24 protein-coding genes are annotated in these 22,000 nt (G+C 72.4%); 10 read left to right on the plus strand and 14 right to left on the minus strand.

The features are described 5' to 3' along the window. Positions 1-51 precede the first annotated feature (51 nt). From ACZ58N_RS06085 to afsQ1, 3 genes are read right to left on the minus strand one after another with little or no spacing between them, the layout of a single operon-like run. Positions 52-672 carry a hypothetical protein gene (locus tag ACZ58N_RS06085; RefSeq protein WP_471156147.1) on the minus strand — a complete coding sequence of 207 codons (621 nt, stop codon included), beginning with the start codon at positions 670-672 and terminating at the stop codon, positions 52-54. Further along, positions 656-2,152: a sensor histidine kinase gene (locus ACZ58N_RS06090; protein WP_471156149.1), complete on the minus strand. Its 1,497-nt coding sequence runs from the start codon at positions 2,150-2,152 to the stop codon at positions 656-658. The genes ACZ58N_RS06085 and ACZ58N_RS06090 overlap by 17 nt, the downstream gene beginning before the upstream one ends. Beyond that, entirely contained in the window at positions 2,149-2,826 is a 678-nt protein-coding gene (gene afsQ1, locus ACZ58N_RS06095) for a two-component system response regulator AfsQ1 (RefSeq protein WP_180291024.1), read from the minus strand. Before afsQ1 ends, ACZ58N_RS06090 begins: the two co-directional genes overlap by 4 nt. 175 nt (positions 2,827-3,001) lie before the next feature. Here afsQ1 and ACZ58N_RS06100 point away from each other — a divergent pair, with 175 nt between their 5' ends. Continuing rightward, positions 3,002-3,697, plus strand: coding sequence for a SigE family RNA polymerase sigma factor (locus tag ACZ58N_RS06100; RefSeq protein WP_471156152.1), 696 nt, complete (start codon positions 3,002-3,004; stop codon positions 3,695-3,697). 168 nt (positions 3,698-3,865) lie between these two features. On the opposite strand, the gene ACZ58N_RS06105 is transcribed toward ACZ58N_RS06100, so the two are convergent. After that, the gene (locus tag ACZ58N_RS06105; RefSeq protein WP_471156153.1) at positions 3,866-4,501 is read right to left on the minus strand and encodes a uridine kinase family protein; all 636 of its coding nucleotides are present in this window, start codon (positions 4,499-4,501) and stop codon (positions 3,866-3,868) included. Between the two features lie 154 nt (positions 4,502-4,655). Between ACZ58N_RS06105 and ACZ58N_RS06110 the strand changes: the two genes are divergently transcribed. Continuing rightward, positions 4,656-5,006 (plus strand): hypothetical protein, encoded by a 351-nt coding sequence (locus ACZ58N_RS06110; RefSeq protein WP_471156155.1) that lies wholly within the window; start codon positions 4,656-4,658, stop codon positions 5,004-5,006. Between the two features lie 80 nt (positions 5,007-5,086). Here ACZ58N_RS06110 and ACZ58N_RS06115 read toward each other — a convergent pair whose 3' ends face one another. Genes ACZ58N_RS06115 through deoC form a run of 3 tightly spaced genes read right to left on the minus strand, consistent with a single transcriptional unit; the run spans position 5,087 to position 8,417 of the window. Then, complete coding sequence (locus ACZ58N_RS06115) at positions 5,087-5,992, minus strand: aldehyde dehydrogenase family protein (protein ID WP_471156158.1); 906 nt, start codon at positions 5,990-5,992, stop codon at positions 5,087-5,089. Continuing rightward, on the minus strand, positions 5,992-7,449 hold the full coding sequence (locus ACZ58N_RS06120) for an aldehyde dehydrogenase family protein (protein ID WP_471156160.1): 1,458 nt from the start codon (positions 7,447-7,449) through the stop codon (positions 5,992-5,994). Before ACZ58N_RS06120 ends, ACZ58N_RS06115 begins: the two co-directional genes overlap by 1 nt. Positions 7,450-7,454: 5 nt before the next feature. Continuing rightward, entirely contained in the window at positions 7,455-8,417 is a 963-nt protein-coding gene (gene deoC, locus ACZ58N_RS06125) for a deoxyribose-phosphate aldolase (RefSeq protein ID WP_471156573.1), read from the minus strand. Positions 8,418-8,546: 129 nt separating this feature from the next. Between deoC and ACZ58N_RS06130 the strand changes: the two genes are divergently transcribed. The 3 genes from ACZ58N_RS06130 to ACZ58N_RS06140 are packed head-to-tail and all read left to right on the plus strand — an operon-like array spanning position 8,547 to position 10,047. Further along, entirely contained in the window at positions 8,547-9,173 is a 627-nt protein-coding gene (locus ACZ58N_RS06130; protein WP_471156162.1) for a PH domain-containing protein, read from the plus strand. Positions 9,174-9,212: 39 nt separating this feature from the next. Further along, positions 9,213-9,779, plus strand: a complete 567-nt coding sequence (locus ACZ58N_RS06135) for a VanZ family protein (protein ID WP_471156164.1) — start codon at positions 9,213-9,215, stop codon at positions 9,777-9,779. Between the two features lie 52 nt (positions 9,780-9,831). After that, a complete protein-coding gene (locus tag ACZ58N_RS06140) occupies positions 9,832-10,047 on the plus strand; it encodes a PspC domain-containing protein (protein ID WP_471156166.1) in 216 nt (71 codons plus the stop codon). Between the two features lie 9 nt (positions 10,048-10,056). Here the strand turns inward: ACZ58N_RS06140 and ACZ58N_RS06145 are convergent, their stop codons facing one another. The 3 genes from ACZ58N_RS06145 to ACZ58N_RS06155 form a co-directional block, all read right to left on the minus strand. Then, positions 10,057-10,824, minus strand: a complete 768-nt coding sequence (locus tag ACZ58N_RS06145; RefSeq protein WP_471156168.1) for a hypothetical protein — start codon at positions 10,822-10,824, stop codon at positions 10,057-10,059. A gap of 124 nt (positions 10,825-10,948) precedes the next feature. After that, positions 10,949-11,212, minus strand: coding sequence for a hypothetical protein (locus ACZ58N_RS06150; protein ID WP_281205656.1), 264 nt, complete (start codon positions 11,210-11,212; stop codon positions 10,949-10,951). Between the two features lie 139 nt (positions 11,213-11,351). After that, entirely contained in the window at positions 11,352-12,500 is a 1,149-nt protein-coding gene (locus ACZ58N_RS06155) for an adenosine deaminase (RefSeq protein WP_471156170.1), read from the minus strand. A gap of 114 nt (positions 12,501-12,614) precedes the next feature. Here ACZ58N_RS06155 and ACZ58N_RS06160 point away from each other — a divergent pair, with 114 nt between their 5' ends. Then, positions 12,615-13,334, plus strand: coding sequence for an alpha/beta hydrolase (locus ACZ58N_RS06160; RefSeq protein WP_471156172.1), 720 nt, complete (start codon positions 12,615-12,617; stop codon positions 13,332-13,334). Positions 13,335-13,441: 107 nt separating this feature from the next. Here the strand turns inward: ACZ58N_RS06160 and ACZ58N_RS06165 are convergent, their stop codons facing one another. Further along, on the minus strand, positions 13,442-14,719 hold the full coding sequence (locus ACZ58N_RS06165) for an ATP-grasp domain-containing protein (RefSeq protein WP_471156175.1): 1,278 nt from the start codon (positions 14,717-14,719) through the stop codon (positions 13,442-13,444). A 168-nt stretch (positions 14,720-14,887) separates the two neighbouring features. Here ACZ58N_RS06165 and ACZ58N_RS06170 point away from each other — a divergent pair, with 168 nt between their 5' ends. Then, positions 14,888-15,940: a helix-turn-helix transcriptional regulator gene (locus tag ACZ58N_RS06170; RefSeq protein WP_471156178.1), complete on the plus strand. Its 1,053-nt coding sequence runs from the start codon at positions 14,888-14,890 to the stop codon at positions 15,938-15,940. A gap of 50 nt (positions 15,941-15,990) precedes the next feature. Here ACZ58N_RS06170 and ACZ58N_RS06175 read toward each other — a convergent pair whose 3' ends face one another. Then, positions 15,991-16,929, minus strand: a complete 939-nt coding sequence (locus ACZ58N_RS06175) for a LysR family transcriptional regulator (protein WP_471156180.1) — start codon at positions 16,927-16,929, stop codon at positions 15,991-15,993. Between the two features lie 98 nt (positions 16,930-17,027). Here ACZ58N_RS06175 and ACZ58N_RS06180 point away from each other — a divergent pair, with 98 nt between their 5' ends. The 3 genes from ACZ58N_RS06180 to ACZ58N_RS06190 all read left to right on the plus strand — a co-directional run bounded on the left by ACZ58N_RS06180 (position 17,028) and on the right by ACZ58N_RS06190 (position 20,285). Beyond that, on the plus strand, positions 17,028-18,344 hold the full coding sequence (locus ACZ58N_RS06180) for an MFS transporter (protein WP_471156182.1): 1,317 nt from the start codon (positions 17,028-17,030) through the stop codon (positions 18,342-18,344). 144 nt (positions 18,345-18,488) lie between these two features. Beyond that, positions 18,489-19,196, plus strand: coding sequence for a L,D-transpeptidase family protein (locus ACZ58N_RS06185; protein ID WP_471156184.1), 708 nt, complete (start codon positions 18,489-18,491; stop codon positions 19,194-19,196). 84 nt (positions 19,197-19,280) lie between these two features. Further along, positions 19,281-20,285 (plus strand): sigma-70 family RNA polymerase sigma factor, encoded by a 1,005-nt coding sequence (locus ACZ58N_RS06190; RefSeq protein WP_471156185.1) that lies wholly within the window; start codon positions 19,281-19,283, stop codon positions 20,283-20,285. Here the strand turns inward: ACZ58N_RS06190 and ACZ58N_RS06195 are convergent. Together ACZ58N_RS06195 and ACZ58N_RS06200 are read right to left on the minus strand one after the other, a co-directional pair. Continuing rightward, complete coding sequence (locus ACZ58N_RS06195) at positions 20,181-20,516, minus strand: STAS domain-containing protein (protein ID WP_471156188.1); 336 nt, start codon at positions 20,514-20,516, stop codon at positions 20,181-20,183. The two genes, ACZ58N_RS06190 and ACZ58N_RS06195, sit on opposite strands and share 105 nt — an antisense overlap. Before the next feature lie 146 nt (positions 20,517-20,662). Next, positions 20,663-21,940, minus strand: a complete 1,278-nt coding sequence (locus tag ACZ58N_RS06200; protein ID WP_471156191.1) for a thymidine phosphorylase — start codon at positions 21,938-21,940, stop codon at positions 20,663-20,665. Positions 21,941-22,000 lie beyond the last annotated feature (60 nt).

Raw genomic sequence — 22,000 nt, forward strand, 5'->3', positions numbered from 1 at the left:
GCCCCGTCCGACGGCCCCCCGAGCTCCGGCCCGGGGGGCCGTCGGCGTCCGTCAGGAGGGCGAGGGCCGGACCAGCTCGCCGAGCGTCGGCACCGACTCCGGGCGGGAGCGGACGGCCTCCGTGCACTCCCAGGCGCGCGGCGGGTCCGCGTCCGGCCCGCCGAGGACCACCGGCCCCGGCCCGGCCGAGATCGCGTCGCTGCCGGCCAGGGTGCACACGATCTGCGACAGCGCCACCGGCGGCAGGTCCTCGGGCCGACGGGTCAGCCGGACCGTCCCGGCCGGGTCCCCGGTCCGCGGCGGGGCGACCGCCAGCCCGCCGCTCACCCCGGTGGTGAACCCGGCGCTCCGCTCGTCCGCCGTGGTCCGTTCCAGCTGCTCCAGCAGCGCCTGCGCCACCAGGACCTCGGTCTCCTTGGCCGGCCTCTTCTCGGGCACCGGAACGATTCGCTCCACGCCCACCAGCTGTGATCCGCAGACCAGTTCCACCGTGGCCCGGAACCCCTGCACACCGCTCTGTCCGGCGGGTCGCTCCGGGGTTTCGCACGACACCCGGGACGGGGCCGCGCCCACGTCCACGGGCACGGTCGTCGCCCTGATCCCGCACGCCGAGGTCCCGCACAGCAGCACCGCCGCCACGACCTTCGGCAGGGCCCTACGCGTCCACGTCACCGGTGATCACCTTTCCCACGTCCCCCGGCAGCCGCAGGGTGAAGACGGCCCCGCCGTCCGCCCCGTTCTCGGCCGTGATGTCACCGCCGTGGATGTGCGCGTTCTCCATCGCGATCGACAGGCCCAGACCGCTGCCGTCCGACTTCGGCCGGGACGCGCTCGCCTTGTAGAACCGGTCGAAGACGTGCGGCAGGACCTCCTCGGGGATGCCCGGCCCGTTGTCCCGGATGGTCACCACCAGCCAGTCGGCGTCGGCGCTCTCCACCGCCACCGACACCCGCACCGGCGAACCGCCGTGCTTGAGCGCGTTGCCGATCAGGTTCGCCAGGATCACGTCGAGGCGCCGCGGGTCCAACCGCCACACGATCCCCCGCCCGGCGTCGAGTTCCACCGCGTCCAGCCAGGCGCGCGCGTCGATGCACGCCGTGACCTGGTCGGCGACGTTCACGTCGTCCAGCACCAGGCGCGCCGTGCCCGCGTCGAAGCGGGTGACCTCCATCAGGTTCTCCACCAGGACGTTCAGCCGTCGCGTCTCGCTCACCACCAGCCCCACCGCGGGCGCGATCATCGGATCGAGGTCGTCGACCTCCTCCTCCAGCACCTCGGCCACCGCGGTCAACGCCGTCAGCGGCGTGCGCAGTTCATGGGACATGTCGGCGACGAAGCGGCGGCTGGCCTCCTCGCGGGCGCTCATGTCGGCGACCTTCTTCTCCAGCGCCTCGGCCGTCTTGTTGAACGTGTGGGACAGGTCGGCGAGTTCGTCCGTGCCCGATACGTCCAGCCGGTGGTCGAGTTCGCCCTCGCCGAGCCGGCGCGCGGCGTCACCGAGGCGCTGGATCGGCTTCAGCACGGTCCGCGCCGCCGCCTGCGCCAGCAGCGCCGACCCGAGCAGGGCCAGCCCGGTGGCGATGGTCAACGACCAGCCCAGCGCGTTGAGGTCGTCCCGCTCGGTCGCCAGCGACTTGTACATGTAGCCCGTCGGCCCGCCGCCCACGATCCGCGTGCCGCCCACCAGGTACGGATTGCCCTGCGGCTTCGTCCGCTGCCAGTACATGTGGTACTCGGCGTCGTTGGCGGCCGTGGTCTTCTGGCGGTCGTTCACGGCGTCCTGGAGGGACTTCGGTACGTCGTCCAGCCCGAAGGTGGCCGCCCCGGCCGCGCCGAACACCTTCCGGCCGTCCTTGCGCTCGTGCACCAGCAGCACGCTGTACCCGGGGCTGCTGCCCGCCATCAACTCGGCGGTGCGCTGCATCTCCTGGGGCGTCGGCTCGGTGGGCAGCCCCGCGGCCCGGAGCTGCATCTCCTGACGGAAGTCGCCGAGGGCCGCGTCCTGGGTACGGGTGAGCACGGCCTCGCGGTTGAGCCAGTAGGCGATCCCGGAGGCGGAGACGGCGGCCGTCAGCGCGACCAGGCAGAACACGACCAGGAGCCGCAGCCGCAGGCTGGTCCAGCGCCTGCCCGCGAACAGGGCTCGGATCATTGCGGCGAGTCCAGCCGGTAGCCGACGCCCCGGACGGTGCGGATCAGGGTGGGCGAGGACGGGACCTCCTCGACCTTGGCGCGCAGCCGCTGCACGCAGGCGTCGACGAGTCGCGAGTCACCGAGGTAGTCGTGCTCCCAGACCAGGCGCAGCAACTGCTGGCGCGACAGGGCCTGGCCGGGCCGGCGGCTGAGTTCGAGCAGCAGCCGCAGCTCGGTCGGGGTGAGCTGGAGGTCCTCGCCGTTCTTCGTCACGGTCATCGCGGCCCGGTCGATGACCAGGGACCCGAAGACGGCGGAGTCGCTCGCCTCGCGTTCGCCCCGGCGCAGCACGGCCCGGATCCGGGCGTCGAGCACCCGGCCCTGGACGGGCTTGACGACGTAGTCGTCGGCTCCCGACTCAAGGCCCACGACGACATCGATGTCGTCGCTGCGCGCGGTCAGCAGGATGATCGGCAGCTGGTCGGTGCGGCGGATCCGCCGGCACACCTCGAAGCCGTCGATACCGGGCAGCATCACGTCGAGCACGATCAGGTCCGGCCGCTGCTCGCGCAGCAGTTTCAGGCCGTCCTCGCCCGTCGCCGCGGTGGCCACACGGTGGCCTTGGCGGGACAGGGAGAGTTCGAGGGCCGTGCGGATGGCGTCGTCGTCCTCGATCAGCAACAGGAAGGGCACGCGCTCATTCTGTCCCATCGGCCGTTGGGACTTCGACCGTCGGGCACCCCGGATCCGGCCGCGGTCCGCTGTGACAGGCCTGTGACAGTCGAAGGACACCCCGGTTATGTCCGGCGGGCAGGCTTCTGTCATCGCAACACGGACCGAAGCCAGACTCCACGACGGGGGGCGCGAGATGAACACGCTGCACAGCACCACGACCAGCGCGGTTGTCACGCGGCTGCACGATGTGAACCGCCGGGCGGGTGTCCGTACGGCGCCGGTCGCCCGTCCGCGGCCGGTGCACGTCACAGCCATTGACGCGAACCAGTACCGGACGGTTCCCGCACCGCGTACTCCTTCCTCCGCCTCGGAGGCCGAGTTCACGGCGTACGTCCAGGAGCGCCGCGCGGCCCTCTTCGCCACCGCCTTCCACCTCACCGGTGACCGGCACGAGGCCGAGGACCTGTTGCAGAGCGCCCTGTTCTCCACCTACCGGGCCTGGGACCGGATCAGCGACAAGGCGGCCGTCGGCGGCTACCTGCGGCGCACGATGACGAACCTGCACATCAGCGCGTGGCGCCGGCGCAAGCTCAACGAGTACCCGACCGAGGAACTGCCGGAGACGGCCTCCGACACGGACGCGATGCGCGGTACCGAACTGCGCGCCGTGCTGTGGCAGGCGCTGACCCGGATCCCGGAGCCGCAGCGCACGATGCTGGTGCTGCGCTACTACGAGGGCCGCACCGACCCGGAGATCGCCGAGATCCTGGGCATCAGCGTCGGCACCGTCAAGTCGAGCATCTGGCGGTCGCTGCGGCGCCTGCGGGAGGACGACGCACTGAGCTTCGGACGTGACGAGGCGGAGTCCTTCGGGGAGCTCGTCGCGTAACCGATGACCATGGGCCACGGGGGCCGTCCTACGGGGGTGGGACGGAGGCCTGCGGGGGGAGAAGGGGCGGGATCAAGCGGCCGGGGGTCCGCGTGATCCCGCCTTTTCGTGCGCCCGGGCCCTGCGTGGGCCCGGGCCTTTTCGTGTGCCCGGGCGCGGGGCTCCGGGTCAGGCCGGGGTGGTCGCGGTGCGGTGGCGGCCCGCCGCGGCGGCGGCCAGCCGGCCGAGGGCCTCGTCACGACCGCAGGCGTGGGCGCCGAGGGCGGTGTGCCGGGCGACGATGCCGCGTTCGGCCCGCATCAGGCGCCAGCCGCGGCGCAGCAGGAAGGGCAGGGACTTGCGGCCCTCGCGCAGGTCGCGGGCCAGGCGCCGACGGAAGGTGGTCGAGGGTCGGCCGCGCAGGCAGAGCGCGTCGGCGAGCAGGCCGAGTTCCTGGCAGCGGGCCACGACGTCGGCGGCGAAGATGCCCTCCGCGATGAACAGCGGGGTCCGCGCTATGTCGAGGGTCTCGGTGCCGGTGCGCGAGGACAACGCGAGGGAGTACTCCGGGACCTCGGTGCGGCCCGTGGAGCAGAGTTCCGCGATGGCGGCGACGGCGGCTGCCGCGTCCCACGACAGCGGGGAGTCCCAGTCGATGTCGGAGCTGCCCTCGACCAGCGGGAGGGTCGGGTCCGTCCCCTCCTTGTAGAAGTCGTCCAGGCGCAGGACGGGCAGCCCGGAACGGGCCGCGAGCGAGGACTTTCCGGATCCCGAGGGACCGGTCAGCAGCACGACGCGCGTGGGAAGAGGAGATGAACAGCTCACGGGACACCAGTGTGAGGCATGACCGGCCGTAAGGGCACACCCGCGACGGCGGCTGCGACGACCCTCACACGGGGCGCGGTCCGCCGGTTGGAATCGGGGAAGCCGGCTCGACTACCCTGTGTGCGCACGCGACTACGACCACAGGCGGGAACCCATGGCACGTCACGCAGCTCCCACCCCTCCGAAGCGCCTCCGCGCCGCCGGGCTGACCCTGTCCATGGCCGGTGCGGCCCTGGCCATGGCGGCGGGCGGGGCCCAGGCCGGTGAACTCTCCGTCCCCGCGGCGCTGGCGGGGGTGACCGACCCGATCGCGAACCTGAAGGTGAACCCGCTCGCGAACACCGGCGTGGATCCCCTCGACAACGGGGTCGCCACGCAGGTCGCGGACTTCCCGTCCGTCGGCACGGGCATGGTGACGGGCACCCTGACGCGGGGTCCGTCGGTCGGCGAACTGCCCACCGCGGCGGTGTCCTCGCTGCTGGGTCCGGTGCTCCCGAAGGCGTAGGCGCACCGCGGGACCCGGGGTACGGGAAGGCCCCGACAGCGCGGGGGTCGCTGCCGGGGCCGGTCCATGGGCGGGTGTTCCTAGTAGGAGGAACCGCCCGCGCCGAGCGAACCCGTCGGGTGCCAGACCGTCTTGGTCTCCAGGAAGGCGGTCATGCGGGCCGTCCCCGGGTCGGCGGTCCAGTCGTCCACAGGCTGTGGACGCAGGACGCGCTTGAGGTTGTCGGCCGCCGCGATCTCCAGCTCCTTGGCGAGGTCCGCGTCGGCGCCCGCCAGGTCGATCGCGTTGACGTCCTGGTGGGACGCCAGGTGCGGGCCCATCTCGGAGGCCTTGCCGGACAGGATGTTGACCACGCCGCCGGGCAGGTCGGAGGTGGCCAGCACCTCGCCCAGCGACAGGGCGGGCAGCGGGGCCTTCTCCGAGGTGATCACGACGGCCGTGTTGCCCGTCGCGATCACGGGGGCGATCACCGAGACCAGGCCCAGGAAGGACGAGTCCTGCGGGGCCACGACGGTGACGACACCGGTGGGCTCCGGGGTGGAGAGGTTGAAGAACGGGCCCGCGACCGGGTTGGCCCCGCCGACGATCTGGCCGATCTTGTCGGTCCAGCCCGCGTACCAGACCCAGCGGTCGATCGCCGCGTCGACGACGGCCGCCGCCTTCGACTTGGACAGGCCCTCCGCCTCGCCGACCTCGCGGACGAACTGCTCGCGGCGGCCCTCCAGCATCTCGGCGACGCGGTAGAGGACCTGACCGCGGTTGTAGGCGGTGGCGCCGGACCAGCCGCCGAACGCCTTGCGGGCGGCGACGACCGCGTCACGGGCGTCCTTGCGGGACGACAGCGGGGCGTTGGCCAGCCACTTGCCCTTCGAGTCGGTCACTTCGTACACCCGGCCGCTCTCGGAGCGGGGGAACTTGCCCCCGACGTACAGCTTGTAGGTCTTGAAGACGTTCAGACGGGTCACAGCGGACTCAACCGTTCCCATTAGCGCTCACCCTTCGGGCTCGACGGGGCGAGGTAGCCCTCCAGGCCGTGGCGACCGCCTTCGCGGCCGAAGCCCGATTCCTTGTAGCCGCCGAAGGGCGAGGTCGGGTCGAACTTGTTGAACGTGTTGGCCCAGACGACGCCGGCACGGAGCTTGCTCGCGACCGCGAGGATGCGCGACCCCTTCTCCGTCCAGATGCCGGCGGAGAGGCCGTACTGGCTGTTGTTGGCCTTGGCGACGGCCTCGTCCGGGGTCCGGAAGCTCAGTACGGACAGCACCGGGCCGAAGATCTCGTCACGGGCGACGGTGTGCGCCTGGGTGACGTTCGTGAAGAGCGTCGGGGCGAACCAGTAGCCGGCGGACGGCAGCTCGCAGGCCGGGGACCAGCGCTCGGCGCCCTCGGCCTCGCCGGTCTCCGCGAGCGCGGTGATCCGGGCGAGCTGCTCGGCGGAGTTGATCGCGCCGATGTCGGTGTTCTTGTCGAGCGGGTCGCCCAGGCGCAGCGTGGACAGGCGGCGCTTGAGGGAGTCGAGCAGCTCGTCCTGGATGGACTCCTGGACCAGCAGGCGGGAGCCCGCGCAGCAGACCTGGCCCTGGTTGAAGAAGATGCCGTTGACGATGCCCTCGACGGCCTGGTCGATGGGGGCGTCGTCGAAGACGATGTTGGCGCCCTTGCCGCCCAGTTCCAGGGTGGCCTTCTTGTCGGTGCCGGCGATCTGGCGGGCGATGGCCTTGCCGACCGCGGTCGAGCCGGTGAAGGCGACCTTGTCGACGTCCGGGTGCGCGACGAGGGCGGCGCCCGCGTCGCCGTGGCCGGTCAGGATGTTGACGACGCCCTTGGGCAGGCCCGCCTGGCGGCAGATGTCCGCGAAGAAGAGCGCCGACAGCGGCGTCGTCTCGGCGGGCTTCAGGACGACGGTGTTGCCGGTCGCGAGCGCCGGGGCGATCTTCCACGCCAGCATCAGGAGCGGGAAGTTCCAGGGGATGACCTGGCCGGCCACGCCCAGCGGGCGCGGGTCGGCGCCGAAGCCGGCGTGGTCGAGCTTGTCGGCCCAGCCCGCGTAGTAGAAGAAGTGCGCGGCGACGAGCGGAAGGTCCGCGTCGCGGGTCTCCCTGATCGGCTTGCCGTTGTCCAGGGTCTCCAGGACGGCCAGCTCGCGGCTGCGCTCCTGGATGATCCGGGCGATGCGGAAGAGGTACTTGGCGCGCTCGGAGCCGGGCAGCGCGGACCACTTCTCGAAGGCCTTGCGGGCCGCCTTCACGGCGCGGTCCACGTCGGCGGCGCCCGCCTGGGCGACCTCGGCGAGCACCTCCTCGGACGACGGCGAGACGGTCTTGAAGACCTTGCCGTCGGCGGCGTCGGTGAACTCGCCGTCGATGAAGAGGCCGTAGGAGGGGGCGATGTCGACGACCGAGCGGGACTCGGGGGCCGGTGCGTACTCGAAAACAGAACCCATGGTGATCAGTCCACCGTCACGTAGTCGGGACCGGAGTAACGTCCGGTGCTCAGCTTCTGCCGCTGCATGAGCAGGTCGTTCAGGAGGCTGGAGGCGCCGAAACGGAACCAGTGGTTGGACAGCCAGTCATCGCCGACGGTCTCGTTGACCAGGACGAGGAACTTGAGGGCGTCCTTGGTGGTGCGGATGCCGCCGGCGGGCTTCACGCCGATCTGGATCCCGGTCTGCGCCTTGAAGTCGCGGACGGCTTCGAGCATGAGCAGCGTGTTGGCGGGGGTGGCGTTGACGCCGACCTTGCCGGTGGACGTCTTGATGAAGTCCGCGCCCGCGAGCATGCCGATCCAGGAGGCGCGGCGGATGTTGTCGTAGGTCGACAGCTCGCCGGTCTCGAAGATCACCTTGAGTCGGGCGGCCGTGCCGTCCTCGCGGACGCAGGCCTCCTTGACGGCCTTGATCAGCTCATACGTGTCCAGGTACCGGCCGGCGAGGAAGGCACCCCGGTCGATGACCATGTCGATCTCGTCGGCGCCTGCGGCGACGGCGTCACGGGTGTCGGCGATCTTCACGGGCAGGGCGGCACGGCCCGCCGGGAAGGCGGTGGCGACGGAGGCGACCTTGACGTCGGCGCCGTTCAGGGCCGCCTTGGCGGTGGCCACCATGTCGGGGTAGACGCAGACCGCGGCGGTCATCGGCGTCGTGCGGTCGGTCGGGTCGGGGTGGACGGCCTTCGTGGAGAGCGCCCGGACCTTGCCCGGGGTGTCAGCACCCTCAAGCGTCGTCAGGTCGATCATCGAGATGGCCAGGTCGATGGCGTACGCCTTGGCCGTCGTCTTGATCGAGCGGGTGCCGAGGGAGGCCGCACGGGCCTCCAGGCCGACTGCGTCTACGCCGGGCAACCCGTGCAGGAAGCGGCGCAGCGCGCTGTCGGACGTCGTCACGTCAGCGAATGCGGTGAGGGTGGTGGGCATGGTCACCAGAGGAGCATATCTACGCGCGTAGCTGCCTGTCACCCCCCACGGTGCACATATGGGCGTGACATCCGTCATCGGTGCGGAGCCCTTGTCGCGCTCGCGCGTGCGTACGGCACAATCGGCGGCATGACTACGCCCTCCCCCCACGAGCCGGTCTACGACGACCGCGTCTACCGCTCCCCCATGGCCGTCGTCACCGGGGTGCTCATGCTCGCCGTGATCGCCTGGTTGTGCGGGGACGCCGTCGTGCGGGGCGAGGGCCCGGGCCGCTGGATCGGGCTGGCCATCGCCCTGTTCGCGGTGCCGCTGACCGTGGCCTTCACCATCCGGCCGGCCGTCTTCGCCAATGACGACCGGATGCGGGTGCGCAACCCGTTCCGCGTCATCGAGCTGCCCTGGGCCGCCGTGGACGCGGTGCGCGCCGGGTACTCGGCGGAGGTCCTGGCGGAGGGGTCGAAGTACCAGCTCTGGTCGGTGCCGGTGTCGCTGCGCGAACGCAAGAAGGCCAGTCGGCAGCTCAGCCGGCGCGAGGCGCTGAGCGGCAGGGGGCTGGAGAAGGACGGCGCCGCCGTGCCGAAGGGGCCGGAGCGGGCCGCGGCCGACAAGGTCGTCGACGAACTCCGCGAGCTCGCGGAGCGCGGTGCGGCCAGGCCCGGCGCACAGGGTTCCGTCAGCGTCACGTGGTCCTTCGAGATCATCGCGCCGGCCGTCGCGGGCGCGGTGCTGCTGATCGTGCTGCTCGTCACCGGCTGAGGCGGAACCACCGCCACCGGGGGGCGCGTCCTCGCAGGTGTGCACCGTCATGAGGGCAGCGGCAGCGCCGCCACCGCCACACAGCTCCCGCTCCGGCCCCGAATCCTGAGCGGGGCCCTGCTGGCCGCGCATCTGGTCCTCGTGGCATGGCTGACCCTGCGTCCGCTGGACGTGCCCTGGGCCGCCGCCGCCAATCTGACCCCGCTGGAGGGGATCCGGGCGGACCTGGCGTACGGACCGCTGGAGGCGGCCCGGCGGATCGGTGAGGGGCTGGCCCTGCTGGCCCCGCTGGGGGTGCTGCTGCCGCTGATCGGGGGGCGGCTCGCGCCGACACCGCTGTCCGCGTGGTCCTCGCTGGCCCGGACCGCGGCCGCCGGCGTGCTGGTCTCCCTCACCATCGAGATGTTGCAGACGGCCGTCCCCGGGCAGGTCGTGGACGTGGATTCCGTGCTGCTGAACACCGCCGGAATGGTGCTCGCGCACCTCGCCGTCGTACCGGCCCTGAGGGCCAGGATGAGGCGGTCTCAGGGGCCCACCCCGAGAATTACCAGGGTCGGGCTCGGCCGCTGGACCGAGGTTCTTTCCGCGGTGCCGCGCGAGTATTGAGGCATCGCGCAGGGGCTTCCCGGGGCGCGATCACCCTACGAAGGAGAAAGCCATGAGCGCGATTGCCCGCCCCCGTGACGGACGGATGATCGGTGGCGTCTGCGCCGGTCTCGCGCGACGTTTCGGCATGAAGGCGAAGACGATGCGGATCATCTTCGTGATCTCGTGCCTGCTGCCCGGCCCGCAGTTCCTGATCTACCTCGCGCTGTGGCTGCTGCTGCCCAACGAGAAGTACGCGACCACGGGCGCCGCCGGCACCGCCTGGTAGTTCCGCCGGTCAGCCGGCCTTCCCCACCTTCTCCAACTGCTTGTCGGCGACCTCCTGCGGGACGGTCGCCTGCTGACCGGCGCCGGTGACGTTGAGCGCCATCAACCGGACGACGGTGTCGCCCTTCCGCGCGACGACCAGGTGGACCTGGGCCGAGACCCCGCCCGCGGCGGCGACGGTCGTCCAGCTGACGGTCTCGTCCGCGGCGGTCCTGTACGGGACCGCCTTCACGTCCCGGTAGCTGCCGGTCTGCTTCTCCACCGTGGCCGCGAATCCGGTGCCGCAGGCGGCGACGGCGTCGCGCAGCCGGGAGACGAGCCGCTTGGCGTCGCCCTCGGAGTAGGAGCTGACGGAGGCGGAGACGGCGAGGCCGACCTGCTTCTGGGAGCCGATGCCCCGGTTCACGGTCTCCCGCGCGGCCGGGTCGGGCTTGTCGCCCATGATGTCGGCGAGGGGCTGGCAGGCCTTCTTGTCGGCCTGCGGCTGGCCGTCGGGGGCGTTGGGGTTCTTGCCCTGGGCGGACACCTGGTAGCCGGGCAGGTCGCCCTGGACGAGCGCGGCCCGCTCCAGTCCGACGGGCGCGGCGCCGGACGGGGTGGAGCCGGACGCCGACGCGCCGGGCGCACCCGGGGCGGGGGCCGCGGCGGAACCCTTGGGATCAGGGACCTTGTCGGACGCGGGGGAGTCCGCGCTGCTGCATCCGACGGCTGCGAGGAGCAGCGCGGGAAGCAGCGCGATCGTCGTCACCGGCGCTGTGAATCGAGTCTTGATGCGCATGACGGAACCTCATACCCCGTACGTCGAGCGGCAGTTAGGGGCGATCGTGGCACACCGCGCGGCGCGACGCACACCTCCTCGAAGAGGCGTGCGCCAGCCGCACACGTGTACGCGTCGCAGCAGGTCAGCCGCCGACGGGCAGACCGCCGGCCAGCGCGGGGAGACCGCCGAGGAGACCGGTGACGGGGGCGGCGGGGTCGGACGACTGGCCCTCCTGACCCTCCTGGGTCTGGTTGGTGACCGAGCTGGTGGCGCTGGTGACGGCGCCGAGGGCGTCCGTCAGGTTCGCGGCCGGAAGACCGGCGGCGGAGGCGGTGCCGGCGGCACCCGCGGCGAGGGCGGCACCAATGACAGCGACACCGAGGGACTTGGCAGCAGACTGCTTCATGAAAGATCGTCCTTGCGACGGGGAATTGAGCGGCTCCGCAAACTAGTCACTTGAAACCCCCGACCGCAAACATCATCAAATACGAGAAAGCGCCCGGGAATTGCTCCTCCCGGGCGCTTTCAGTACGTCATGTCGTGGCCTAGGCCGAGACGGAACCGCTGGTCGAGACCGTCTGGCGGAACAGCCATTCCGACTTCAGCTCCGCGTAACCGGGCTTGATGACGTCGTTGATCATGGCCAGTCGTTCATCGAAAGGAATGAACGCGGACTTCATCGCATTGACGGTGAACCACTGCATGTCGTCGAGCGAGTAGCCGAAGGTGTCGACCAGGTGCTCGAACTCGCGGCTCATGCTGGTGCCGCTCATCAGCCGGTTGTCGGTGTTCACGGTGAGCCTGAAGTGCAGCTTCCGCAGCAGACCGATCGGGTGCTCGGCGTACGAGGCGGCCGCGGCCGTCTGGAGGTTCGAGGTCGGGCACATCTCCAGGGGGATGCGCTTGTCCCGGACGTACGAGGCCAGGCGGCCCAGCGTGACCGAACCGTCCTCGGCGACCTCGATGTCATCGATGATCTTCACGCCGTGGCCGAGCCGGTCGGCGCCGCACCACTGCAGGGCCTGCCAGATCGACGGCAGGCCGAAGGCCTCGCCCGCGTGGATCGTGAAGTGGTTGTTCTCGCGCTTGAGGTACTCGAAGGCGTCGAGGTGACGGGTGGGAGGGAACCCGGCCTCGGCGCCGGCGATGTCGAAGCCGACGACGCCGTTGTCCCGGTAGCGGTTCGCCAGCTCGGCGATCTCCAGCGCGCGGGCCGCGTGGCGCATCGCGGTCAGCAGGGCGCCGACGCGGATGCGGTGGCCGTTGGCCTTGGCCCGGCGCTCGCCCTCGCGGAAGCCGTCGTTCACCGCCTCGACGACTTCTTCGAGGGTCAGGCCGGCCTCCAGGTGCTGCTCGGGGGCGTACCGGACCTCGGCGTACACGACGCCGTCCTCGGCCAGGTCCTCGGCGCACTCGGCGGCGACCCGGAAGAGCGCCGCCTTCGTCTGCATGACGGCGCAGGTGTGCGCGAACGTCTCCAGGTAGCGCGGGAGGGAGCCGGAGTCGGCGGCTTCGCGGAACCAGACGCCGAGCTTGTCGGCGTCGGTCTCGGGGAGGTTCTCGTAGCCGACCTCGCGGGCCAGCTCGATGATGGTCCCGGGGCGCAGACCACCGTCGAGGTGGTCGTGCAGGAGCACCTTCGGGGAGCGGCGGATCTGGTCCGGCGTGGGCAGGGTGGGGGTCTCGCTCGTCATCTGCGCACTCTAGCTCCTACGCGCGTAGAGCGTAGCCCCGGCAACGGTCGCCGATATGTAACAGTGACCGTCCGGACGGGTGGCGTACACCTGACGGTCTGAGACTGTTCCGCCATGGCACAGCATGCGCCGCCGGCGCGCGGGGCCCGCCTGGGGCGGCCCGCCGGAGCGAACGGTTCGGTTTCGACGGTCAGTGGTGTGGTGCTCCTGCTCCCCGGGGCGTCCAGATTCTCCCCCGGTCCGCTGCGCCCGCTCGCGCGGGCGCTGGCCCGGGCGGGCGGGACCGACGGCCTGGTCGCACACACCGTCCAGCACGGGTCGGGGCCGCAGGAGGAGGCCGCCGGCTGGGCGGCGGACGAGGCCCTGCGGAGGTACGGGGACGTCCCCGTGTGCCTGGCCGGGTTCGGGGCGGGCGGCCGGGCGGCGCTGCGCGCGGGGGGCCACGACGCCGTCAACACCGTCCTGGCGCTCGCCCCTTGTCTCGGGAACGCGGGAGGCGAGGACTCCCCCGAACCGGTGAAGCACCTCGCGGGGCGCCAGGTGCTGATCGTGCACGGGACGAACGACGCGCGCAGCGACCCGGAGTCGTCCTTCCTGCTGGCGGTCAGGGCGAAGAAGGCGAACCGTTCGACCTGCCGCTTCGAGGTGCACTCCGACGGGCACGGGCTGCGCGAGCACCAGGCCGAGGTGGTCGCCCTCGGGGTGGACTTCGTGATGGGCGCGATGGTGTCGGGGCGGTACTCGCGACCGGTGACCGACGCCCTCGCCGCGCCGCCCCCGCTGGGCCTGCGGATGCCGCTGGCGTCGGGCTTCGGCCGGTCCCTGCGGGGCTGACCGGGCCGGGCCGCGGCGGTGGCGCGTCCGGGCGGTGGGTCGCTGGGCGGGGTGCGGGGAGCGGCGCGGGCAGGTGGCGCGGGCCCGGTCCGGACGGGGTCCGGGGTCTACGCCGAGCCGCGGTCGGTCCGCAGGGGCGGCCGGCAGGGCCTCGGAACCGGGGCGTGCGGGTCCCGCGGGTCCCCCGCGAGCAGGTCCGCGGCGTCGTCGAGGGTGCTCCTCAACAACGCGGCCGTCGGCGCGGTGGCCAGGAGTTGGGCGTGGTGCCGGCCGCCGGTCGGGGCGGCCCGGACGATCGTGTCCGGCGGCACCGTCAGCCGGGCCCGGACCACGCCGGGGACGGCGCGGGCCGCCGCGAGGCGGAAGCCGGCCTCGGCCGGGCTGCGACCGGGCGGGAAGTCCACGTACCGCAGGCCCGCGTGGGCGGCGCGGGGTCGGCGCACCGGCTCCGGGAGGCCCAGCCCCTCCGCGAGCGCGAGGGCGAGCACGTCGGTGCCGTGTGCGAGGCGCAGCAGCTGCGTCAGCTCCTCGGAGCCGGGCCGGGCGTGGGCCTCGATCAGGCGGGGGCCGCGGGGGGTGAGGACGACCTCGGTGTGGGAGGGCCCGTCGTGGTGGCCGGTGAGGTCCAGTACCCCGCGCACGAGGGCCCGTACGGCCCCGGCGGTGGGCGGGTCGAGGGCGACCGGCAGGTCGTGGCCCGCCGCGGTGAGGCCGGCGCCGGGACCGGGAAGGCGCCGGGTCCAGCCGAGGATCCGGTGGCGACCCGCGCGGGAGAGGGCCGCCACCGCGAGCTCGGGGCCCTCCAGGTACTCCTCGACCAGCAGGTCGGTGATCTCCGGGTAGTACGGAGCGGCGGCCTCCGCCGCGGCGGCGTCACCGACGAGCCGCACCCCTTCTCCATCGGCGCCCGCGCGGGGCTTGATGACGCAGGGGTATCCGATGAGGGTGGTCAGGAAGGGGAGCAGCGCGGCCCGGCCGCAGCGGACGAAGGAGACCGGCCGGTCGGGGTGCAGGGCGTTGGAACGGGCGCGGAGGGCGGCCTTGTCCATGAGGGCGGTGACGGCGGTGGTGGGGGTGCCCGGCAGGCCGAGGGCCTCGTTGGCGCGGGCCGCCGCCAGGGTCGCGGCGGGGCCGAAGCCGAAGACGCGGGCCCGGCCGTCGCGGACCTCCGCCAGCCGGCCGACGTCCTCGACGAGGCGGAGGTGGTCGCGCCAATCCGTTCGTACCCGCCGCTCCGCCCCCTCACGGTCGGATGGCACCGATGGATCCGGCGCGACCACCACGGTGCGCACGCCCGCGCGGCGGGCGGCGGCGACCTCGGCGGGGCGCGGGCTCAGCAGGACTGCCACGGGCTGGTGCCGTTGGCCGGTCGGTCCTTGCCGCATACCGCGCTCCCCCCGTCACGCCGTGCCCCCACTGTGCCGGTTCGGCATATGCCGGGAGCGCCCGCGCACGCGTCGAGTTGCCGCCTTGCGGGAACACGAGGGGTTTATAAACGGTCACATGCAGGGACGAATACGCATATGCCAGCCGATGCCGACGGAGTCGATGGGGTGAACGGGACCGAGGACCTCCACGGAGGACGAGGGGACCACCGTGACCACCGGGATCGCCGGGACCACCCGGGCGATCTGAGTCCCGCCGCACGGCGCGTGTACGCGTACGCCGTGGAGCGGCACGCCTTCACGGCGGCGGAGGCCACCGCGGCGCTGGGTGCCCGGGCGGGCGCGGCCATCACCGAGCTGGCCGCGGCGCAGTTGCTCCAGCGGGCCCCGGGCGGCGGGCCGGAGCGGTGGAGCGCGGTGGCGCCCCGGGCGGCGGCGGCGCGGGTGCTGGCCCCGCTGGCCCTGCTCGTACGGGAGACCCACGACGAGATGGACCGGCTGCGCGGGCGGCTGGAGGCGCTGGTGCCGGCCTACGAGGCGGGCGCCGCGTACCGGGAGCTGAGCGGTTCGGGGCACCTGGAGCTGGTGACGGACCTGGGAGCGGTGCGGGGGCTGATCACCGAGCTGGTGGCGGGGTGCGAACAGGAGCTGCTGACCTCCCAGCCGGGCGGGGGCCGGCCGTTGGAGACGCTGGAGGACGCGGTCGGGCGGGACGAGTCGCTGCTGGCGCGCGGGGTGCGGATGCGGACGATCTACCAGCACACGGCCCGGTACTCGCGGCCGACTGCGGCGTACGTCGAGCGGGTGACGGCGCTGGGGGCGCAGGTGCGCACGCTCGGCGACGGGCTGATGCGGATGCTGATCTTCGACCGGCACACGGGGCTGATGGCGGTGCCGGACCGGACCGGGGCGGCGTTGGTGGTGCGGGAGCCGAACGTCGTGCACTTCATGACGGCGGCCTTCGAACGTTCCTGGCTGGGGGCCGAGCCGTTCCCGACGACGGTGGGCCCGGACGCGGCCCGGTCGATCTCGGACGAGCTGCGGCAGACGATCGTGCGGCTGCTGTCGGAGGGGCTGGAGGACAAGGTGATCGCGCGTCGCCTCGGCATGTCCGAGCGGACCTGCCAGCGGCACATCGCGGAGATCATGCGGGCGGTGGGCGCCAAGTCCCGTTTCCAGGCCGGGTACTTGTTGTCCCCGACGGCCACGCCGCCCCGGTAGGCGGGCTGCCGTCGGGGCCCGACCGGGGCCGGCCGCAGGGCGTCGGCCGGTCAGGCCGGGGGCTCCGGCTCCACGATCAGACGGCCGCGCCGGGACAGCAGGAAACGCTTGAACTCCGCGACGGGCGGGGTGTCCGGGTGCCCGTCGAGCCAGGCGACGCCGATCTCGCGCACCGCACGCGGGGCCGTGACCGTCAGCTCGACCACACCCGGCCGGGGCACCGCCGGCGGGGGCAGCAGGGCCACCCCCAGGCCGGCCGCGACGAGGCCGCGCAGGGTTTCGGCCTCCTCGCCCTCGAAGGCGACCTTGGGGGCGAAGCCGGCCTCCGCGCACAGGTCGTCGGTGATGCGGCGCAGGCCGTACCCCGCTTCGAGGGTGACGAAGGTTTCCTCGGCGGCCTCGGCGAGCCGGATGCGCTTGCGCCCGGCGAGGCGGTGGTCGTCCGGGACGACCAGGCGCAGCCGCTGCTCGTCGAGCCGGCGGGCGACCAGGTCGGGGGCGTCGGGCAGCGGTGAGGTGAGGCAGAGGTCGAGTTCACCGGCCCGGAGCTTCTCCAGCATGGCCTCGCCGTAGTTCTGCACGAGGGAGAACCGCACGCGGGGGTGGTCGGACCGGAAGGCGCGGATCAGTCCGGGCACGGTCTCCGGCCCCAGGGTGTGCAGGAACCCGAACGCGACCTTGCCGTAGGCCGGGTCGGCGTCCTGCTGCACGGACTCGGCGGCCCGCGCGATCCCTTCGAGGGCCTGTTCGGCGGAGGCCAGGAAGGTGCGGCCGGCCGTGGTGAGGGCGACGGTGCGGCCCTTGCGGGCGAACAGCGTGACGCCCAGGTCCTGTTCGAGGCGGACCATGGCCCGCGACAGGGTGGACTGGGGAACGCCCAGCTCGTGCGCGGCGCGCGTGACGTGCTCGTGCCGGGCGACGGCCACGAAATGGGCGAGCCGGGGGGCCAGCAGGCGTGTCACGGCCATGTCTTCTTCGTAACGGTTCATTGACATCCGCCGCCCTGAGCTGTGGTGATGCGTGAGTGGATCGATTATGGCGAATCTGTGCATTGGACGCATGAAAAAGTCGGGCCTACGGTTTTCGTATGCCTCCCGCTCATACCGGGGCACCCGTCACCTCGGGTGCCTCCACTCCGTCGTCCCCGCTCGCGCCCGCACCCGGCACCTCCGCCGACACCGCGGACGGGCCCCTCTCCCCCGGCCGCCCCGGCTACCGCCGGATGAGCCTGGCGCTCTTCGCCGCGGGACTGGCGACCTTCGCCCTCCTCTACTCCACCCAGGCCCTGCTGCCCGCGATCTCCGCCGGGTTCGGCGTGACGGCGGGTCGGGCCAGCTGGACGGTGTCCGCGGCCACCGGCGCCCTCGCCCTGTTCGTGCTGCCGCTCAGCGCGCTGTCCGAGCGGTTCGGGCGGACCCGGATGATGACCTGGTCGATGGTGCTCGCCGTCGGCGTCGGCCTGCTGGTGCCGTTCGCGCCGAACCTGGAGTGGCTGGTCGTGCTCCGCGCGGTCCAGGGTGCGGCGATCGCCGGCATCCCGGCCTCCGCGATGGCGTACCTGGCGGAGGAGGTCCGGCCGAAGGCGCTGGTCGGCGCCATCGGCCTGTTCGTGGCGGGCAACTCCATCGGCGGGATGAGCGGTCGCATCGTCACCGGCTGGGCGGCGCAGCTGTGGGGTTGGCGAGCCGGGCTGTTGACCGTCGGTCTGATGGCGCTGGCCTGCGGGGTGGCCTTCCTGGTGCTGTTGCCCCGGGCCCGGTTCTTCCGGCCGGCCTCGCTGAACCCGCGCGCGGTGGGACGTACCGTCGCCGATCACCTGCGCGATCCGCTGCTGCTGCGGCTGTACGGGATCGGCGCACTGTTCATGACCGTCTTCGGCGCGGTGTACACGGTGATCGGCTTCCGGTTGGTGGACGCGCCGTTCTCGCTGGGGCAGGGCGTCGTCGGCTCGGTGTTCCTCGTCTACCTGGTCGGTACGGTCTCCTCGGCGGCCGCCGGGAAGCTGGTGGCCCGCACCGGGCGGCGCGGCGCGCTGTACCTGGCCGTCACGACGACGGCCCTGGGCCTGTTGCTGTCCCTCGCGGACTCGCTGGCCGCGATCGTGATCGGTCTGGTGCTGATCACGGCGGGGTTCTTCGCGGGCCACGCGGTGGCGTCCGCCGCGGTCAGCCGGACGGCGCGGACGGGCCGCGCCCAGGCCTCCGCCCTCTACCAGTCCGCGTACTACCTGGGATCCAGCGCCGGCGGCACGCTGGGGGCGCTGGCCTACCACGCCTCCGGATGGGCGGCCACGGTCGGCATCGCGCTGCTCGCGGTGGTGGGCGTCGCCTCGATCACCCTCTACGGGTCCCACAAGGCCCGCGTCGAGCGGCGCATCTCGCTCTCGGCGGCGACCGCCCGCTGAGGCGGGAGGCACCTGGAGGGGCCAGGAGGAGACAAAAGGGGTCCCGGTGCGGTCGGCGCCGGGAAATCCCAGGTCGTTACACAACTTCCCCTGTCATTGCGGCCCCGCATCCCCCAATATGCGGTGCAGGACAGGGGAGGGCGAATGGCCGCGATACACACGCGTGCGAAAAGACGGGCTGCAGTGGTGTTCGGTGGGGCGTTGGCACTGGCCGCGCCGCTGGTGGTCGCGGGCGGTGGGGCGGCACAGGCCGCTTCCTGCAACGTGACCACGGGGCCGTACCAGAAGCAGGTGGAACAGTTCCTGGGCAGGCCGGTGGACGGCGTGCAGTCGGCGGCCGACTGCAATGCCATCAAGTCCTTCCAGGCGACCCACGGAATCACCCCCACCGCGGGGTACGCGGGACCGCTGACCTGGCAGACGATGAACACGATGCTGGCCCAGCGGGCGGCGGGGAAGAACCCGAACGCCGACCGGAAGTGCCCGACCAATCTGGGTCGGATCGCCTGCGTCGACCTGACCCGGCAGCTGACCTGGATCCAGGACGGCGCGACGCTGAAGTACGGGCCGGTACCGGTGCGCACGGGCAAGGCCGAAACCCCGACGCGGACCGGCCTGAAGAAGATCTACTACCGCAGCATCAACCACTGGTCGACGCTCTACAACGTCGCGATGCCGTACTCGCAGTTCTTCGACGGCGGGATCGCCTTCCACTCCACGCCGAAGAGCATGTGGAACCCGCCGGGGTCGGGCGGCTGCGTCAACATGACCACCGCCGACGCCAAGGCGTACTGGAGCATGCTGACCAACGGCGAGGACGTGTACGTGTACGGGCGCAAGCCCGGAACCTGATCCGCCGGTCCGCTCGCGGCTGCCGTTGTCGGTGCCCTCGGGTAGTTTCCGAAGCATCGGAATCCTTCTGGGGAAACGGCAGCCATGAGTGACCTCGCGACGACACCACCGGAAGCGGACCTCGACGCCGCGATGGACCGCTACCGGGTGGAACTGACCGGATACTGCTACCGGATGCTCGGCTCGTCCTTCGACGCCGAGGACGCGGTGCAGGACACGTACATCCGCGCCTGGCGCGGCTTCGCCACCTTCGAGGGCCGCTCCTCGCTGCGTTCGTGGCTGTACCGGATCGCCACGAACGTCTGCCTGGACCTGCTGAGCGCCGGGAACAAGCGGGCCCGCCCGATGGACCTCACCGCCCCGCAGCACCAGGCCTCCGCCGTGCTCGGCGAGCGGCCCGAGGTGACCTGGTTGGAGCCGGTGCCCGACGGGCGGGTGCTGCCGCAGCACGCCGACCCGGCGGAGATGGCGCTGGCCAAGGAGTCCGTCCGGCTGGCGTTCGTCGCGGCGCTCCAGCACCTGCCGGCCAAGCAGCGCGCCGTGCTGATCCTGCGCGAGGTGCTGGCGTGGAAGGCCGACGAGGTCGCCCGGCTCCTGGACACCACGGTGGCCTCGGTGAACAGCGCGCTCCAGCGGGCCCGGGCGACGCTGGCCGACCTGCGGGTCCGCGAGACCGAGTCGGTGGACCCCCTGGACACGGACCAGGCGAAGCTGCTGGCGCAGTACCTGTCCGCCTTCGAGGCGTACGACATCTCCCGGCTGACCACTCTGCTGCACGAGGACGCGGTGCTGTCGATGCCGCCGTTCGACCTGTGGCTCCGGGGGCCCGCGGAGATCGCCGCGTGGCACCTGAACCAGGGCATCGGCTGCAAGGGCTCCCGGCTGATACCGACCACGGCGAACGGCATGCCGGCGTTCGGCCAGTACCGGCCCGACCCCTCGGGGAAGGGGCACGCTCCGTGGGCGCTCCAGGTGCTGGAGGTCTCACAGGGGCGGATCGTCGGGCTGAACGCCTTCCTGGACACCGCCAGGTGGTTCCCGCTCTTCGGGCTCCCCGAGCAGCTCGACGAGACCGACGAGGCCCAGTAGACCGCGCAGCGGCGGGCCCGCCCCGGTGACACGGAACGGGCGGTCGCGGGCGGTGAGCCGCAGCCGGGCCAGGGCCTCGACGGCGCCCAGGCCCGGGGCGGTGACGGCCGCGGCGTCGCACACCACCGCGGCGGCCCCTGCCTCGTACAGCAGCTCCAGGCGGGCGCACAGCCCGGCCACGTCCTGCGGGTCCGGGCCGGGGCCGGGCAGGACGATACGCATGATCTCCACGCAGGGGTGACTGCCGGGGCCGGCCGAACTCATCGGCGGCGGGCCCCCGGTTCGCGGCGCGGGGAGGGCGGAGCCGCGCGGGCCGAAGCCGAACGGGACCGGTGGGTGTCCACCGGTCCCGTTCACCCGAAGAGGGAAGCCGCAGGTCAGGCGATGCGGTCCAGGACGATCGGGGTGGCCTGGAAGGCCGTGCCGGCCGGGGCCACGTCGTAGGAGCCCTCCAGGGAGGCCAGGGCGTACTCGAACTTCTCCGGGGTGTCCGTGTGCAGGGTCATCAGGGGCTGGCCCGCGGTGACCGTGTCGCCGGGCTTGGCGTGCAGCTCGATGCCGGCGCCGGCCTGGACCGGGTCCTCCTTGCGGGCGCGGCCGGCGCCCAGGCGCCAGGCGCCGACGCCGACGGCGTACGCGTCGAGGCGGGTCAGGACGCCCGAGGCGGAGGCGGTGACGACGTGCTGCTCGCGGGCGACGGGCAGGGCCGCGTCCGGGTCGCCGCCCTGGGCGGAGATCATCCGGCGCCACACGTCCATCGCGGAACCGTCGGCCAGGGCCTTCGCCGGGTCGGCGTCCTTGATCCCGGCGGCGTCGAGCATCTCGCGGGCCAGGGCCAGGGTCAGCTCGACGACGTCGGACGGGCCGCCGCCGGCGAGGACCTCGACGGACTCGCGGATCTCCAGGGCGTTGCCGGCGGTGAGGCCGAGCGGGGTGGACATGTCCGTGAGCAGGGCGATCGTCCTGACGCCGCTGTCGGTGCCGAGCGCCACCATCGTGGACGCGAGCTCGCGGGCGTCCTCGATGTTCTTCATGAAGGCGCCGGAGCCGACCTTGACGTCGAGGACGAGCGAGCCCGTGCCCTCGGCGATCTTCTTCGACATGATCGAGGAGGCGATCAGCGGGATGGCCTCGACGGTGCCGGTGACGTCGCGCAGGGCGTAGAGCTTCTTGTCGGCCGGTGCCAGGCCGTCGCCCGCCGCGCAGATGACGGCGCCGGTGGTGTCGAGGACGTTCAGCATCTCCTCGTTGGACAGCAGCGCGCGCCAGCCGGGGATGGACTCCAGCTTGTCGAGGGTGCCGCCGGTGTGGCCGAGGCCACGGCCCGACAGCTGCGGTACGGCCGCGCCGCAGGCGGCGACGAGCGGGGCGAGCGGGAGGGTGATCTTGTCGCCGACGCCGCCGGTGGAGTGCTTGTCGGCGGTCGGGCGGGAGAGGGAGTCGAAGTTCATCCGCTCGCCGGAGGCGATCATCGCGGCGGTCCAGCGGGCGATCTCGGCCCGGTTCATGCCGTTCAGCAGGATGGCCATCGCCAGCGCCGACATCTGCTCGTCGGCGACGACACCGCGCGTGTACGCGTCGATGACCCAGTCGATCTGCTCGGGGCTCAGCTCACCGCGGTCCCGCTTGGTCCGGATGACGGAGATGACGTCCATGAGGTGACTTCCTTCTACGCGCATAGAGATGAGGGGTTGGAACGAGGAGGAGGAGGAGAA

The sequence above is a fragment of the Streptomyces sp. NPDC040432 genome (genome assembly GCF_055595445.1).

Excerpts from the sequence above, each read along its gene's own strand:
- ACZ58N_RS06145 (WP_471156168.1), bottom strand. The coding sequence starts at position 10,824 with ATGCGCATCAAGACTCGATTCACAGCGCCGGTGACGACGATCGCGCTG.
- ACZ58N_RS06160 (WP_471156172.1), top strand. The coding sequence starts at position 12,615 with ATGGCACAGCATGCGCCGCCGGCGCGCGGGGCCCGCCTGGGGCGGCCC.
- ACZ58N_RS06180 (WP_471156182.1), top strand. The coding sequence starts at position 17,028 with ATGCCTCCCGCTCATACCGGGGCACCCGTCACCTCGGGTGCCTCCACT.
- ACZ58N_RS06185 (WP_471156184.1), top strand. The coding sequence starts at position 18,489 with ATGGCCGCGATACACACGCGTGCGAAAAGACGGGCTGCAGTGGTGTTC.
- ACZ58N_RS06130 (WP_471156162.1), top strand. The coding sequence starts at position 8,547 with ATGACTACGCCCTCCCCCCACGAGCCGGTCTACGACGACCGCGTCTAC.
- ACZ58N_RS06115 (WP_471156158.1), bottom strand. The coding sequence starts at position 5,992 with ATGGGAACGGTTGAGTCCGCTGTGACCCGTCTGAACGTCTTCAAGACC.
- ACZ58N_RS06150 (WP_281205656.1), bottom strand. The coding sequence starts at position 11,212 with ATGAAGCAGTCTGCTGCCAAGTCCCTCGGTGTCGCTGTCATTGGTGCC.
- ACZ58N_RS06110 (WP_471156155.1), top strand. The coding sequence starts at position 4,656 with ATGGCACGTCACGCAGCTCCCACCCCTCCGAAGCGCCTCCGCGCCGCC.
- ACZ58N_RS06155 (WP_471156170.1), bottom strand. The coding sequence starts at position 12,500 with ATGACGAGCGAGACCCCCACCCTGCCCACGCCGGACCAGATCCGCCGC.
- ACZ58N_RS06175 (WP_471156180.1), bottom strand. The coding sequence starts at position 16,929 with ATGAACCGTTACGAAGAAGACATGGCCGTGACACGCCTGCTGGCCCCC.
- ACZ58N_RS06190 (WP_471156185.1), top strand. The coding sequence starts at position 19,281 with ATGAGTGACCTCGCGACGACACCACCGGAAGCGGACCTCGACGCCGCG.
- deoC (WP_471156573.1), bottom strand. The coding sequence starts at position 8,417 with ATGCCCACCACCCTCACCGCATTCGCTGACGTGACGACGTCCGACAGC.
- ACZ58N_RS06200 (WP_471156191.1), bottom strand. The coding sequence starts at position 21,940 with ATGGACGTCATCTCCGTCATCCGGACCAAGCGGGACCGCGGTGAGCTG.
- ACZ58N_RS06100 (WP_471156152.1), top strand. The coding sequence starts at position 3,002 with ATGAACACGCTGCACAGCACCACGACCAGCGCGGTTGTCACGCGGCTG.
- ACZ58N_RS06120 (WP_471156160.1), bottom strand. The coding sequence starts at position 7,449 with ATGGGTTCTGTTTTCGAGTACGCACCGGCCCCCGAGTCCCGCTCGGTC.
- ACZ58N_RS06090 (WP_471156149.1), bottom strand. The coding sequence starts at position 2,152 with ATGATCCGAGCCCTGTTCGCGGGCAGGCGCTGGACCAGCCTGCGGCTG.
- ACZ58N_RS06140 (WP_471156166.1), top strand. The coding sequence starts at position 9,832 with ATGAGCGCGATTGCCCGCCCCCGTGACGGACGGATGATCGGTGGCGTC.
- ACZ58N_RS06165 (WP_471156175.1), bottom strand. The coding sequence starts at position 14,719 with ATGCGGCAAGGACCGACCGGCCAACGGCACCAGCCCGTGGCAGTCCTG.